Annotated in this window: 9 protein-coding genes; 5 read left to right on the top strand and 4 right to left on the bottom strand. The window is 74.7% G+C overall.

Annotated elements, in window-relative coordinates:
- Positions 1 to 71 precede the first annotated feature (71 nt).
- Positions 72 to 776 (bottom strand): AAA family ATPase, encoded by a 705-nt coding sequence (locus tag WDV06_RS14790; protein ID WP_395510190.1) that lies wholly within the window; start codon positions 774 to 776, stop codon positions 72 to 74.
- A 57-nt stretch (positions 777 to 833) separates the two neighbouring features.
- A complete protein-coding gene (locus WDV06_RS14785; protein ID WP_395510236.1) occupies positions 834 to 1,487 on the bottom strand; it encodes an AfsR/SARP family transcriptional regulator in 654 nt (217 codons plus the stop codon).
- 98 nt (positions 1,488 to 1,585) lie between these two features.
- Between WDV06_RS14785 and WDV06_RS14780 the strand changes: the two genes are divergently transcribed.
- Complete coding sequence (locus tag WDV06_RS14780) at positions 1,586 to 1,999, top strand: hypothetical protein (protein ID WP_395510189.1); 414 nt, start codon at positions 1,586 to 1,588, stop codon at positions 1,997 to 1,999.
- A 57-nt stretch (positions 2,000 to 2,056) separates the two neighbouring features.
- Here the strand turns inward: WDV06_RS14780 and WDV06_RS14775 are convergent, their stop codons facing one another.
- A complete protein-coding gene (locus WDV06_RS14775) occupies positions 2,057 to 2,539 on the bottom strand; it encodes a hypothetical protein (protein ID WP_395510188.1) in 483 nt (160 codons plus the stop codon).
- 310 nt (positions 2,540 to 2,849) lie between these two features.
- Between WDV06_RS14775 and WDV06_RS14770 the strand changes: the two genes are divergently transcribed.
- The gene (locus WDV06_RS14770; RefSeq protein WP_395510187.1) at positions 2,850 to 3,692 is read left to right on the top strand and encodes a hypothetical protein; all 843 of its coding nucleotides are present in this window, start codon (positions 2,850 to 2,852) and stop codon (positions 3,690 to 3,692) included.
- A gap of 118 nt (positions 3,693 to 3,810) precedes the next feature.
- Here the strand turns inward: WDV06_RS14770 and WDV06_RS14765 are convergent, their stop codons facing one another.
- Positions 3,811 to 4,317: a MarR family winged helix-turn-helix transcriptional regulator gene (locus WDV06_RS14765; protein WP_395510186.1), complete on the bottom strand. Its 507-nt coding sequence runs from the start codon at positions 4,315 to 4,317 to the stop codon at positions 3,811 to 3,813.
- 69 nt (positions 4,318 to 4,386) lie between these two features.
- Here WDV06_RS14765 and WDV06_RS14760 point away from each other — a divergent pair, with 69 nt between their 5' ends.
- The 3 genes from WDV06_RS14760 (at position 4,387) to WDV06_RS14750 (ending at position 13,481) form a co-directional block, all read left to right on the top strand.
- Positions 4,387 to 5,100: a hypothetical protein gene (locus tag WDV06_RS14760; RefSeq protein WP_395510185.1), complete on the top strand. Its 714-nt coding sequence runs from the start codon at positions 4,387 to 4,389 to the stop codon at positions 5,098 to 5,100.
- 5 nt (positions 5,101 to 5,105) lie between these two features.
- A complete protein-coding gene (locus tag WDV06_RS14755) occupies positions 5,106 to 5,912 on the top strand; it encodes an SGNH/GDSL hydrolase family protein (protein ID WP_395510184.1) in 807 nt (268 codons plus the stop codon).
- 219 nt (positions 5,913 to 6,131) lie between these two features.
- Positions 6,132 to 13,481: an amino acid adenylation domain-containing protein gene (locus WDV06_RS14750; protein WP_395510183.1), complete on the top strand. Its 7,350-nt coding sequence runs from the start codon at positions 6,132 to 6,134 to the stop codon at positions 13,479 to 13,481.
- Positions 13,482 to 13,558: the final 77 nt, after the last annotated feature.

Here is a 13,558-nt window from a genome sequence, read left to right as displayed (position 1 = left end):
GGTCGTGCGCGGGGATCTCGGTGGGTCTCCGGCAGGGGCCCGGCGGGCGTCGCGCGTCCGGCGCGGGGGTGTCAGGCCGCGGCATCGGCGGTCCTGAAGCGGCGCAGGCCGGAGGTGGTGGCTTCGATCAGCTCGCCGCGCGCCAGGTCGTGGTGGGTGGGCCGGAAGCCGGCGAGCGTGCCGGTCCGTGCGCCGGTGGCGGGGTCCCGGATGTCCGTGCCGGTCTCCGAGGTGGAGAACAGCAGCCCGTTCGCCGCGAAGAACCGGCCCTCGGGCCCGCCGAAGGCCGCGACTTCCTCCGGCACGGTCCCGCTGCCGTCGCGGCCGAGGCGGAAGGCCCGTGCCCCGGGGACCAGTTGCTGCTCGTCGTCGCCCAAGCCGCCCACGACGAGATGGTCCTCGTCGAGCCAGGCCACGGGGCGGTTCCAGTGGTAGGCGCAGCCCGGCAGCTCCCAGAGGGGAAGGTCCTGGCTCCAGGCGCTCTCGTCGTCGCCGGGATCGATCAGCGCGGACAAGGGGCCCACGCGCTCCGGCGGCAGAACCCGTGCCAGCTGCCCGAGCGCCTCCGTCCAGGCCCACGCGGCGGGGACGCCGGCGTCGTCCGGGCAGCGGCCCGTGACGACCGTCGAGCCCTGCGCCCGCAACGCGTCGGCACAGCGCGTCAGGAGCACGGTCTTGCCCACGCCCGCCTCCCCCGACACGAGCGCCACCGCGCCTTTGCGCCGGGCGGAGCGGGCCGCCTGCTCCAGCACCTCCAGGTCACGCCGTCGCCCCACGAAGGCGCGCTGCCCACTGCCTTCCGCGGCCGCTCGGCGGGCGATACCCGTCGGCCGCTAGGGCACCGTTTCCGGCGGCACCCCACCGCCGGCCCCCGGCGGTATGACGGCCTCGGTCCGGCCGACCGCGACGACACCCGGCGACACGGTGCGCGGGCCGGCCGGGACCGCGGCCGACAGCACTCCGAGGTCCTGGGCGAGGATGGCCCGCTCCAACTCCACCAGCCCCGGTCCGAGGTCCAGCCCGAGCTCCTCGGCACACACGGACGCGGCACGCCGCAGCGCCGCGAGCGCATCCCCCTGGCGTCCCGTCGCCCAGAGCGCCAGAGCCAGAAGCCGCCACCCTTCCTCACGCAGCGGATGTTCGTGCACGAGGGCCTCCGCCGCGAGCCCCACCTCATGGGCCTCACCTGCGGCGAGACGGAACCGCATGGCCAGTTCCCGGGCCAGCAGGCGAAGTTCGCCGAGGCGTGCGATCTCGGCGCCCGCCCAGGAGTCCGGCCCCCACTCCGCGTAGGCCTCGCCCCGCCACAGGGCCAGCGCCTCGTCCAGCAGCCGTCCCGCCACCGCCGGCGGGGGCGACCGGGCCCGGTCGAGACCACCGGGCTGCCACCGATCCGGACGACCAGCGGCCCCAGCACTCCCACACGCACCATGATCGGCCCAATGTACCGAACCCCCGGACCGGCCCGGGCGGATGCGACGCAGCACCACGCCGGCCTGTCCCCTGTCGCACCCCGCCGTAGGCGCTCTATCGGCATGCGGCGCAGCGGATGTGTACTGGAGGTCTGCTGCGCCGAGGGGGAAGCATGCCGAACACGCCGGATCCGCGAACACCGGAGTCAGCGCACGAGGAGGAGCCCTGGCTCAGCAGCGACGAAGTCGCGAAGCTGTGGCCCGTACGCAAGGACTGGCTGCCGGGTGTGGCCCGTCGTACGGGTGTCCGCGTCCGCAGCTTCGGCGGGGCGAGCCGGGGCACGTGGGGCGCGGAGCCGACCTTCTACTCCTTCCACCCGGGGGACGTACGCAGGGTCGCGCCGGGTATCGCCGACGGACAGGTTGACATCCCGTCAGAGTGGCGCACCGATACCCCCCGCGGGCGGCGGGCGGAGTTCTGGGGTGCGCTGAGTGCCCGTGTCGCCGGCGGGCTGTTCATCGCGGCGGTGCTGTGCGCGCTCTTCATCGGCCTGGCCACACTGATCTTCTTGCTGACAGTGGAATGATCACCAGCGTCACAGCCGGCGGGCGACGCGTCCGGTGGACGGCGGCGCGGTACGACGCTACGGGTCGATGCGCCGGGGGCGTTGTGCGTGGACGTGGCGCACGCGCAGCACCGTCGCCGCCGCCGGGAGACCGGCCAGGAGGAGGGACAGCCCCACCGGGAGCACCCCCGCCCACAGCGTGGGGGAGACGTAGGCGGTACCGGATGTACCGTCCACCAGCCACGCGCGGACCGGTCGGGCATCGATGTCGCCCTCGACGCGGACGTCGAACGACGAGCCGCCGGCGTCCGGGGTGAAGGCGCCCGAGCAGGTCGTCGACGTTCCCGCGTTGGCCACGGTGTTGTCGTACGTCCGGCAGCCGGCTCCGGTCACGGTGCCGGGCTCGCCCCACAGCGCCGCCCGCGGCTCCGCGGTGAAGTTCGTCAGTACGACGTAGGCCAGAAGCAGCCCGACCAGACAGGCCAGCGCCAGCCACGGGGCGGGCCCGACCTGCTCCGGCCTGCCCCGCTGCCCGTCCGGAACGCTCCCGCCTTCGCTCATCCCCACCCCCGGATCGCCGACGGACCTCCATGCTGACCGATCCGAGGCGCCCTCGGAAGCCCGCCATGACGTGCCGGCGGGCCGCTCTGGTCCTGTCGGGGGCCGGGCCCGGCTGCCTGCACGGCAACCGTCGTCGGCCTCCGTACGGTGATCACTGCCGGGCACCGGGTCGGCACGTCAACTGTCGGACCTCCCGCGCCGACAGTCGCCGGGGGGGCGACCGGGCGACCTCACCACCTGCCCCGACCGGCGGGACACGGCACGGCGGGCCTGCTCCGGTCGGAGCCGTCCGCGGGGCTACGCTCGGGGCGTGGGACAGCCCGAGCAGCGCGCTGAAGGCGCGGGACCCTTCACCACCCGGCTCACCTGGCACCGCCCCGAAGGGGGAACGGTGGTGTGGGAGTCGCGGGTCGCCCGCAGGCGCGGAGCCCTGTCGGTGCGCGGGCCGGGAGGGCCGCCGGCCCTGTCGCCGGCTGCCGATGCCGAGGCACTCGGCCGACTGCGCAGGCTCAACGCCCTCGCCTCGGCTGCCTTCGTCATCGGGGGCGCGCTCTTCGCCCTCGGCGCCGCCGTGGCCCAGTTCGGCTCGGGCGACCCGCTGGAGAGCACCGTCGTCTACTTCGCCGGCGGCCTGTTCTTCAACACCGGCGGCTACACCTCGCTCCTCCAGGTGCTGAACGCGCCCCGCCACGCCCCCGGGGGCGGCCCGCTGGTCACCGCCGGCTGGCGGTGGTGGGGGTACGAGCCGATGCGGGTGGCCTGGCTGAGCGCGTTCCTGCTGTTCGTCGGGACGCTCGTGTTCGGCGTCAACCTGCTGGACTCCTTCCTCCACGGGCTCAGCGTGCAGCAGACCAACCGGCTGATCTGGACGCCGGACGTGGTCGGATGCGTGCTGTTCCTGGCGTCGGGACACCTCGCGTTCGTCGAGATCTGCCACCGGGCCCGGCCCTGCCTGCGCTCGCGCAGCCTGGGCTGGTGGGTGGTGGCGGTCAACCAGCTCGGGTCGGTGCTGTTCATGGTCTCGGCACTGGCCGCGTTCACCCGGCCGGCCACCGGAAGCCTGGTCAACGCCAACATCGCCAACTGGGGCACGCTGTGCGGCGCACTGTGCTTCTCGATCGGCGGCACCCTCCAGGCCTTCGAACGTCCCTGACGGGCGCTCACGCCGATGCCCCGGCCGCAGGAGCCCGTCGGCGGACCACACGGATCTGAGAACGGCACCGTTCCGGCGCCGCCTGTCGCGTCGGCGTGGTCCACTGCAGGCAAGCCGCTCAGGCGGGTGCGCGGTTGCGGTAGCCGGGGTGGACCCCGGGAGTCAGGCCCTGTTCGGTGGCGATGCGTGCGAGGAGCCCGGAGAGGTGCGAGCGCTGTTCCGGGTCGAGGGCGGCGAGCAGGGCGTCCTCGTGGGCTGCGGCGGCACGGGAGACCGCACCGAGGGTGCGGGTGCCTTCCGCCGTGAGGTGGAGTTCGTGGTTGCGGCGGTCCGCGGCGCTGCGCCGCCGTTCGACGAGGCCCTTGCCCTCCAGGTGGTCGATCAGCGTGACGACGCGGCTCGGTACGACGCCCAGGTCCTCGGCGAGGGCCCGCTGGCTGCGCCCCGGCTGCGTGGCGATCATGCGGAGCAGTCCGACGTCCGCCGGCACCAGCCCCAGCTGGCCGACGCGTTCGGCGAAGCGCGCGGCGGCGTGTGCGCCGATCTGGGCGAGGAGGAACGCGGCTCCGCGCGGCCCGGGGGCCGGGGCGGGGCCCGTCGTATGCGGTTGCGGGGGAGTGTCCACCCGCCTATCGTAAGCCACAGGTAATGATTCTCCACGCTGAACGATTCAGACTAGAGAATGGATTTCGTCGTGACCGCGACCCCGGACACCCTCACCTCCCAGGCGCGCAGCCGCCGCGACCCGCAGGCCGGACCCCCACCCGGCATCCTCGCGGTGGTCTTCACCGCGCTCTTCCTCGCCGGGCTCGTGCTCGGCACCCTCCTCGCGGGGGGCGACCCCTTCCCCTCGCCCTTCGGGACCACCGACACCGTGACCTCCTACTTCCGGGACCACACCGGCGCCGTCCAGGTCTCCGGGACCTTGCAGTTCGCGGCCTCCGTGCCCCTCGCGATCTACGCCGCCACCGTCTCGGCACGGCTGCACAAGCTCGGGATCCGCGCCCCCGGCGCCACCATCGCCCTCACCGGGGGAGTCCTCGCCTCGGCCTTCCTCGCCTGCTCAGGGCTGGTCACCTGGGTGCTGTCCCGGCCCGAGGTCGCCGGCCGCGCCGAAACCGCACGGGCCCTGCAGTACCTGGCCTTCGGTCTCGGCGGCCCCGCCCACGTCGTCCTGCTGGGCCTGCTGATCGCCGGCATGGCCGTACCCGGGCTCCTCGCCGGCCTGCTGCCCCGGGCCCTGGCGCTGGCCGGCCTGGCGATCGCGGCCGTCGCCGAACTGTCCACCCTGGTCCTGCTGACCGAAGCCACCGCCCCGCTGCTGCCCGTCGCCCGGTTCGCCGGCCTGCTGTGGCTGATTGCGGCCGGATTCCTGCTGCCGCGCCGCCGCGTCCGCACGGAGGGCTGACCGACATGACGCACAGCGCGCCGGACCCGGTGGGACGGATGCTCCGCTTCCACCAGCCCGAGAGAGTTCTGCGGCACCTCGGCCCCGCCCCCCACGAGGACGCGCTCGCGGCCCTGTTCGGCCTCGACCGGGCCGGCTACCGCACGCGCCTGGACGGTTTCGAGGAACGGAACCGGGCAGCCGCCACCGCGCTCGCGGCCGATCCGCGAGCGACAGCACTCCGTGCAGGACTGCCGTTCCGGCCCGGTCAGCACGTGGTGGCCGTCGGCGAGAGCACCACCGCCGACCGGCTCTCCTGGTTCGAGATCCTGCGGCACCTCCTCCCGGAGGGCGTCCGCTGCACCAACACGGCCGTATCCGGCAGCACGACGACCCAGGCCCTGGCGAACCTCCCGCAGCTCGCACACCACCAGCCCGACTGGGTGTTGTGCATGCTGGGGGCCAACGACGCCCAACGGCTGGACGGGGTCCCGCTCGTCGCCCCGGCCGAGACCCGCCGCACCCTGCCGGCCTTGCGCGATGTTGCCGTCCGCCGGACCGGGGCCCGCTGGATCTGGCTCACCCCACCCGGTGTCGACCCCGGGCGCATCGCGCAGTACGCGCACTTCCGGCGCGCGGGCCTGACCTGGGCCGGGGCAGACCTCGACACCCTCGCGGAATTCCTGCTCGCACAGCCCGACGTCACGGTCGACACCCGGGCCGCCGCACAGGGCCACCTGGAGGAGGACGGCATCCACCTCACCCCGGCCGGCCAGCAACGCATCGCCGCGACCGTGCTCGACGTACTCGGCTGGTCCCCGATGGCGGGCTGATCGTATGTGACACCCCCTGGCGGGGCGGGGAGCTGCTCTCCCGGGGAGGCCCGCCCCGTCAGCCGGTGCTCACGCAGGTCGTCCCCCGCTCATGTCACGTGAACCGGGGACCGGAAACAGGCGACTTCACCCGAATCGATGCTGTTCCTAGGCTGGCCGGGCAAGCAAGCGGAGCATACGTCGCGGGCCGGTCACCGGTGCGGCGCCGAGGGAGTCGTCTTGGCCAGTCACGATCCGATCGAACGTCCTGCGGAACTGTCGTTCAGCGCCTTCCGCGCATCCGGAGCGCAGCAGCGGATGTACTTCCTCCAGCAGCTGGAGGAAGGCAGGCCGACCTACCACATGCCCGTCTTCTACGGCCTCGAAGGCCCGGTGGACGAGGCCGCGCTCCGCGCCTGCGCCCAGGGTCTGGTCGACCGGCACGAGGCGCTGCGCACCCGCTTCGTCCTGCGGGACGGCGAGCTGTGGCAGCACATCGACACCGAGGCCGCGCTCGCCTGGTCCTGCGCCACGGCGAGCGGGGCCGGGGACGTCGAGGAGTGGATGGCCGCCGAACACCACCGGCCCTTCGACCTGGAGTCGGGACCGCTTTTCCGGGCGGCCCTGCTGCACACCCCCGAGGGCGCGGTCCTCGCGCTCGCCCTGCACCACATCGTCGCCGACGGCTGGTCCGTCGGGATCCTCGCCCGCGAGCTCCTCACGGCGTACGCCCACCACGGCGACGGGACCGGCGCCCCCGACGGCACCGACCGCCGGCACCCGGCCGGCGTCGTGGCCCCGCAGGCCCCCGAGTACCAGTACGCCGACTTCTCCGACTGGCAGGAGGAATGGCTCCGCGGCCCCGCCGCCCAGCGCCAGCTCGCCTACTGGGAGAAGCAGCTGGACGGCGAACTGCCCGACGCGCCCCTGCCCCGCGACGGCCGGCCCGCCCCGGGAGCGGCCCGCGGCGCGGCGGCGCTGCACTCCTTCGAGGTGCCGGCCCCGGTGCTCGCCCGGATGGAGCGCCTGTGCCGTGACACCCACAGCACCCCGTACACGCTGATGCTGGCGGCCTTCCAGATCGTGCTCGGCCGCTACACCGGCACCGACGACGTACTCGTCGGGACGCCGGTGGCGGGCCGGGGCCGCAAGGAGTTCCAGGACACCGTCGGCCTGTTCGTCAACACGCTGGTGATCCGCGCCGACCTGTCCGACGATCCCGCCTTCCGGGTCCACCTGGAGCGGGTACGGGACACCGTGCTCGACGCCCAGGACCACCAGGACCTGCCCTACGAACGCGTCGTCGACCGGATCGCGGCCGGACGCACCGGTGAGGAGGCCGCCCTCTTCCAGGTCATGTTCGGCCTGCACGACGAGGACGGCATGACCGACGGCCTGCCCGGCCCGAAGGCCACGCTGCTCGAAGGACCGGCCGGAACCGCCAAGTTCGACCTGACCTTCGACGTGGTACGCACCGGCGGCGAGCTGAGCTGCCGGCTGGAGTACCGGGCGGACCTGTTCGACGCCGCCACCGTCCGGCAGTTCGGCCGGCACTTCGCCCGCCTCCTGGACGCCGCCACCGAGAACCCCGGACTGCCGCTCAGCGCACTGCCCATGCTGTCGCCCGACGAGCGGACCGGCATCGGCTCGCCGCTCCCGGACGGCGCCGCCCTCCCGCACACCCCGGGCGAGCGGACGTGCGTCCACGAGATCTTCGCCGGACACGCCGCCCGCACTCCCGACGCGGTCGCCCTCGTCCACGAGGGCACCTCCCTCACCTACCGCGAGCTCGACACCCGCGCCAACCGGCTCGCGCACCGGCTGCGTGCCCTCGGCGTGGGCCCCGACACCCTCGTCGGACTGTGCCTGCCCCGCTCCGCCGACCTCGTCGTCGCCCTGCTCGGCATCCTCAAGGCCGGCGGCGCCTACCTGCCCCTCGACCCCGACAACCCGCCCGAGCGGCTGCGCCACATCGTCCGGGACGCCCGCCTGGAGCACGTCGTCGGAACCACCGAGACCCGGGCCCTGTGGGACGCCCCCGGCCTGCACACCGTCGACCTGCTCGCCGACGCCCCGCTCCTGGCCGCCCAACCGGACACCGCCCCCGACACCGGCGTCACCCCGGACCACCTGGCCTACGTCATCTACACCTCCGGGTCCACCGGCCTCCCCAAGGGCACCCTGGTGCCCCATGCCAACGTCACCCGGCTGTTCTCCGCCACCGACCACTGGTTCGGCTTCGGTCCCGACGACGTGTGGACCCTCTTCCACTCGATCGCCTTCGACTTCTCCGTCTGGGAGCTGTGGGGAGCCCTCGCCCACGGCGGCCGCCTCGTCGTCGTCCCGTACGGGACCAGCCGCTCGCCCGAGGAGTTCCACCGGCTGCTGCGCGCCGAACGGGTCACCGTCCTCAACCAGACCCCCTCCGCCTTCTACCAGTTGGCCCGGGCCGACGAGGAACACCACCGCACGGCCGGACCGGCCGGCTCCGGGCTCCGCCTGCGCCACGTCGTCTTCGGCGGGGAAGCCCTCGACGTCTCCGCCCTCGCCGGATGGTTCGCCCGGCACGGCGACACCGCACCCCGCCTGGTCAACATGTACGGCATCACCGAGACGACCGTGCACGTCACCTACCGGCCGCTGACCGCCCGCGACGCGGAGGAGGGCCGCGGCAGCGTCATCGGCGTGCCCATCCCCGACCTGCGCCTGCACCTGCTCGACGCGCGCGGCCGGACCGTCCCGCGCGGGGCCGTCGGGGAGCTGTACGTCGCCGGAGCGGGCCTGGCCCGCGGCTACCTGCGCCGGCCCGAACTCACCGCCGAGCGCTTCCCCACCGGAGTCGCCGACGGTGTCGCCGACGCACCCGCCGGGCTCGCGGAGGCCGAGCGGCTCTACCGCACCGGAGACCTGGCACGGGCCCTGCCCGACGGGGACCTGGAGTACCTCGGCCGCATCGACCACCAGGTCAAACTGCGCGGCTTCCGGATCGAACTCGGCGAGGTCGAGGCCGCCCTGGCCACCCACCCCCTCGTCGACGCCGCGGTCGCACTCGTCGCACCGGATCCCGCGGGGAACGACGTCCTGGTCGGCTACCTGGCCGTGACCGGGGCCGACGAAGGGGCGGGCCCCACCGTCGAGGAGATGCGCGAGCACCTCTCACGGCGGCTGCCCGGCTACATGATCCCCGGCGCGTTCGTCACCCTGCCCGCCTTCCCGCTGACCGCCAACGGCAAGACCGACCGGCGCCGGCTGCCCGCCCCCGGCTCGGCCGCCCGCACCCCCACCGCCGCCTACGAGGCACCCCGCGGGCCGGTCGAGACCGCCCTCACCGAGGTCTTCGCCCAGGTCCTCGGCCACGCACGGGTCGGCGCCCTGGACAACTGGTTCGCCCTCGGCGGGGACTCCATCCGCTCCCTCCAGGTCCTCGCCCGCATCCGCGAACGAGGCCTCGACCTCACCGTCGCCGAGCTCATGAGCTCCCCGACGCCCCGCGCCCTCGCCCCGCACGTCACCCCGCGCGACCGGGCCGCGGCCGCGGCCGTTGCCCCGTACGAGCCGTTCGCCCTCCTGACCCCCGCGGACCGCGCCGCCCTGCCCGGGGGACTGGAGGACGCCTACCCGATGACCCGGCTCCAGGCCGGCATGCTCTACCACAGCGACCTGCCGTCGGCCGGCGGACGCGTCTACCACAACGTGGCCTCGTACCTGGTCGAAGCGCCCTTCTCCGAGGACGCCTGGCGGACCACCGTCGAGGTCCTCGCGGCCCGGCACGAGATGCTGCGCACCTCCTTCGACCCGCACGGGTTCACCGAGCCCCTCCAGCTCGTCCACCGCGGCGCCCGCCCGGAGCTCACCTTCGAGGACCTGCACGGCCTCGACGCCGAGGCGCAGCGCACCGCCGTCGCCGCCCGCTACGCCGCCGAGCGCGACCGGCCCTTCGACTGGGACCGGCCCCCGCTGATCCGGTTCCACGTCCAACGCCTCTCCGAGACCCGGCTCCAGCTCTTCGTCGCCGAGCACCACGCCGTCCTCGACGGCTGGAGCGAACGTTCGCTCCTGACCGAACTCGCCTCCTGCTACACCCAGGCGCTCGCCGCCCGGACCCCGGCGGACGGCCCCTCCCCGCAGGCCGGCCCCCGCTCCCGGTTCGCCTCCTTCGTCGCACTCGAACGGGCCGCGCTGGCCGACCCGGTCCAGCGCGCCTTCTGGACCGGCAAGGCCGCCGACGCCCCCGCGACCAAGCTGGCGCGCCCGGCGGCGACCGGCGGACCCGCCCGGATGTCCTGGCTCCTCGCGCCCCTGCCCGAGGACCTGCACGCCCGGCTCACCGCCCTGGCCGCCGCGTGCGGCGTACCGCTGCGCACCGTCCTGCTCGCCGCCCACCTGCGGGTCATGGCCCTGCTGGGCGGCGGCGACGCGGTCACCACCGGAGTGGTCCACAACGGCCGCGTCGAGGAGACCGACGGCGACAAGGTCGTCGGCGTCTTCCTGAACACCCTGCCGCTGAGCGCCACGGTCACCGGGCTCAGCTGGCGCGGCCTCGTCGGGCACGTCGCCGCTCTGGAGGCGGAACTGCACGCGCACCGCCGCTTCCCGCTCGCCGAGATCCAGCGCCTGTCCGGGGGCGGCCCGCTCTTCGAGACCTTCTTCAACTACACCCACTTCCACGTGGAGCGGGACGGGCCGGCCGACGGCGCGTTCACCGTGCTGGAGGAGACCGGAGAGGCCGGCACCGACTTCGCCTTCGGCGCGGAGTTCTCCCGCAGCCCCGACGGCGCCCTGCTCGAACTCGGCCTGCGCTACGATGCGGCCCGGTTCTCCGAGGAGCAGATGGCGAGCGCGCACGCCTCCTACGCGGCCGCCCTGCGCGACCTCGCCGAGTCCCCGGACCGCGACTGCACGGTCGCCGACCTGCTGCCCGAGGCCGAACACCGCCGCTACGCCGACTGGAACCGGACCGACGTCGACTACCCGCGGCCGCACGTCCTGACCCGGCTGATCGACGAGCAGCGCGACCGGACCCCGGACGCCCCCGCCGTGCGCTTCGAGGGCGCCGAACTGACCTACCGCACCCTCGACACCGAGGCCGAGCGGCTGTGCGCGGCCCTGCGGGAGCGGGGCGCCGGCCCCGGCACGTTCGTGGGCCTGCTGCTGGAACGCTCCCTGGCCCTGCCCGTCGTGCTCCTCGCCGTCCTCAAGTCCGGCGCCGCCTACGTCCCGCTGGACCCGGAGCACCCGGCGCCGCGCGTACGGTCGTTGCTCGCCGAGTCCGGCATCGGCCTGGTGGTCACCGAGGGCGCCTGGGCGCAGCGGCTGGAGGGCTCCGGGGTCACCGTCCTGCGGCCGGGGGAGGCCGCGACGGGCACCGCGGGCCCCGCCCGGGAGCCCGAGCCGTCCGACCCGGCGTACATGATCTTCACCTCGGGTTCCACCGGCAAGCCCAAGGGGGTCGTGGTCTCGCACCGCGCCATCGCCAACCGGCTGCTGTGGATGCAGGACGCATACGGGCTGACCCCGGGGGAGCGGGTGCTGCACAAGACCCCGTACACCTTCGACGTCTCCGTGTGGGAGCTGTTCTGGCCGCTGCTGACCGGCGCCACCCTGGTCCTCGCCCGCCCCGGCGGCCAGCGCGACCCCGGCTACCTCGCCGCACTGATCCGGGCCGACGGCGTCAGCACGGTGCACTTCGTCCCGTCGATGCTCAGCGTCTTCCTCGACGACCCCGCGGCCGTGGCCGGCGCGGCCGGCCTCACCCGGGTGGTCTGCAGCGGCGAGGCCCTGCCGTACGAGGTCCAGCGCAGGTTCTTCGACCGGCTGCCCGGCGTCGAGCTGCACAACCTCTACGGGCCCACCGAGGCGGCCGTCGACGTCACCTCCTGGCAGTGCCGGCCGGACGGCGGCGACACCGTGCCCATCGGCCGGCCCATCGCCAACATGCGCACCCACGTCCTGGACCGCCGCCTGGCCGAGGTCCCCCTCGGCGTCACCGGCGAGCTCTTCCTCGAAGGCGTCGGCCTCGCCGACGGCTACCACGGACGACCCGAGCTGACGGCCGAGCGGTTCATCGAGCACACCGGCCCGGACGGCACCACCCGGCGCCTCTACCGGACCGGCGACCTGGCCCGCCACCGCCTCGACGGAGCCCTGGAGTACGCGGGCCGCACCGACCACCAGCTCAAGATCCGCGGATTCCGCGTCGAACCCGGCGAGATCGAGTCCGTCCTCGCCGAACACCCCGGCGTGCGCGACTGCGCGGTCCTGCCCCGCGGCGAACGCCTCGTCGGCTACTACGTCCCCGAGTCGGCCGCCCCCGAGACCGGCTCGGGCCCCGCCTCCGCGCCCGAACCGGGCGACCTGGCCCGCCACGCCCGGGAGCGGCTCCCCGAGTACATGGTCCCCTCCGCCTGGGTGTGCCTGACGGCCCTCCCGCTCACCGCCAACGGCAAGCTGGACCGCGCCGCCCTGCCCGATCCGGACCCCGCCGACCTGCGGGGCGGTGTCGAGCCGACCCCGCCCCGCGACGCCCTCGAATCCCGCCTCGCCGGGATCTGGGAGCACCTCCTGGCCGCCGGGCCGGTCGGTGTCCACGACGACTTCTTCGAGTCCGGCGGGCACTCCATCGACGCCCTGCGCCTCATCGGCCGGATCAACCGGGCCTTCGGCGAACGCCTCGGCGTCTCGGCCGTCCTGGAGCACCCGACCGTCGCCCGGCAGGCCGCGCTGCTGCGCGGCCGCCACGTCGAGGCGGTTCCGGACACGGTGGTGCGCCTGCGGACCGAGGGCACCCTCGACCCGCTCGTCCTGGTCCACCCGATCGGCGGCAACGTCTTGTGCTACCGCGCCCTGGCCGCCGACCTGGGCCCCGGGCGACCGGTGCTCGGGCTGACCGCGCCCGCGCCGACCGACCCCGCAGCGGCATCCGACGCCATGCCCGACGCCACCGTCGAGGAGCTGGCCGCCGCCCACCTGGAGGCCCTGCACCGGATCCGCCCCACCGGCCCCTACCACCTGGCCGGCTGGTCCTTCGGCGGGCTCCTCGCCTACGAGATGGCGGTCCAGCTGACGGCCGCCGGAGAGGAGGTGGCGACCCTCGCACTGCTGGACACCGGCTACCCGGAACCCGGCCACGTCCCCGACGACGAGAACGAGCTGCTGGAGTGGTTCCACGAGGACCTGGCCCGCTCCGCGGGGTTCGACCCCACCGACGAGGACCGGTCCGTGCTGCGCAGCGCCCTGCGGAGCGCCGCCGACACCCCCGCCCGGCTCGCCGTCCTCGCCGAGCGGGTGGCACGCGAGGGCTTCGCCCCCGGCCTGGACCGGCGAGACCTCGCCCGGCACCACGCGGTCTTCCGCACCGGGATCCGCGCCGCAGCCGCGTACCGGCCCCCGGCCGCGCCCTGCCCCGTCCTGTTCCTCCAGAGCACGACCGGAGCCGGGGAGCACGCCGCCGACCGATGGGCGGCCCGGGCCGAGGCGGGCCTCACCCGCCACGACGCCGCCACCGACCACTACGGGCTCATGCGGCCGCCGCACAGCACCGCGGCCGCCGCCCTGCTGCGCACCGCCCTCGCCGAGGCCGAACGCCGCTGAACGGGCACCCCCGGCCCGCCCGGGGGACCCGTCCCCCCTTCCCGCGCCGCGCGTCGATCAGGCATGCGCCGACGCGC

This window comes from Streptomyces racemochromogenes, assembly GCF_044129415.1.
In the GTDB taxonomy this organism is placed as follows: Bacteria; Actinomycetota; Actinomycetes; order Streptomycetales; family Streptomycetaceae; genus Streptomyces; species Streptomyces racemochromogenes_A.
The sequence above is the reverse complement of the archived record's forward strand: the minus strand, read 5'-3'. Positions and strand labels throughout refer to the sequence as shown.

What these genes read in the sequence shown, in the direction of transcription:
- WDV06_RS14780 (WP_395510189.1), top strand. Translation starts at nt 1,586, where the DNA reads ATGCCGAACACGCCGGATCCGCGAACACCGGAGTCAGCGCACGAGGAG.
- WDV06_RS14775 (WP_395510188.1), bottom strand. Translation starts at nt 2,539, where the DNA reads ATGAGCGAAGGCGGGAGCGTTCCGGACGGGCAGCGGGGCAGGCCGGAG.
- WDV06_RS14755 (WP_395510184.1), top strand. Translation starts at nt 5,106, where the DNA reads ATGACGCACAGCGCGCCGGACCCGGTGGGACGGATGCTCCGCTTCCAC.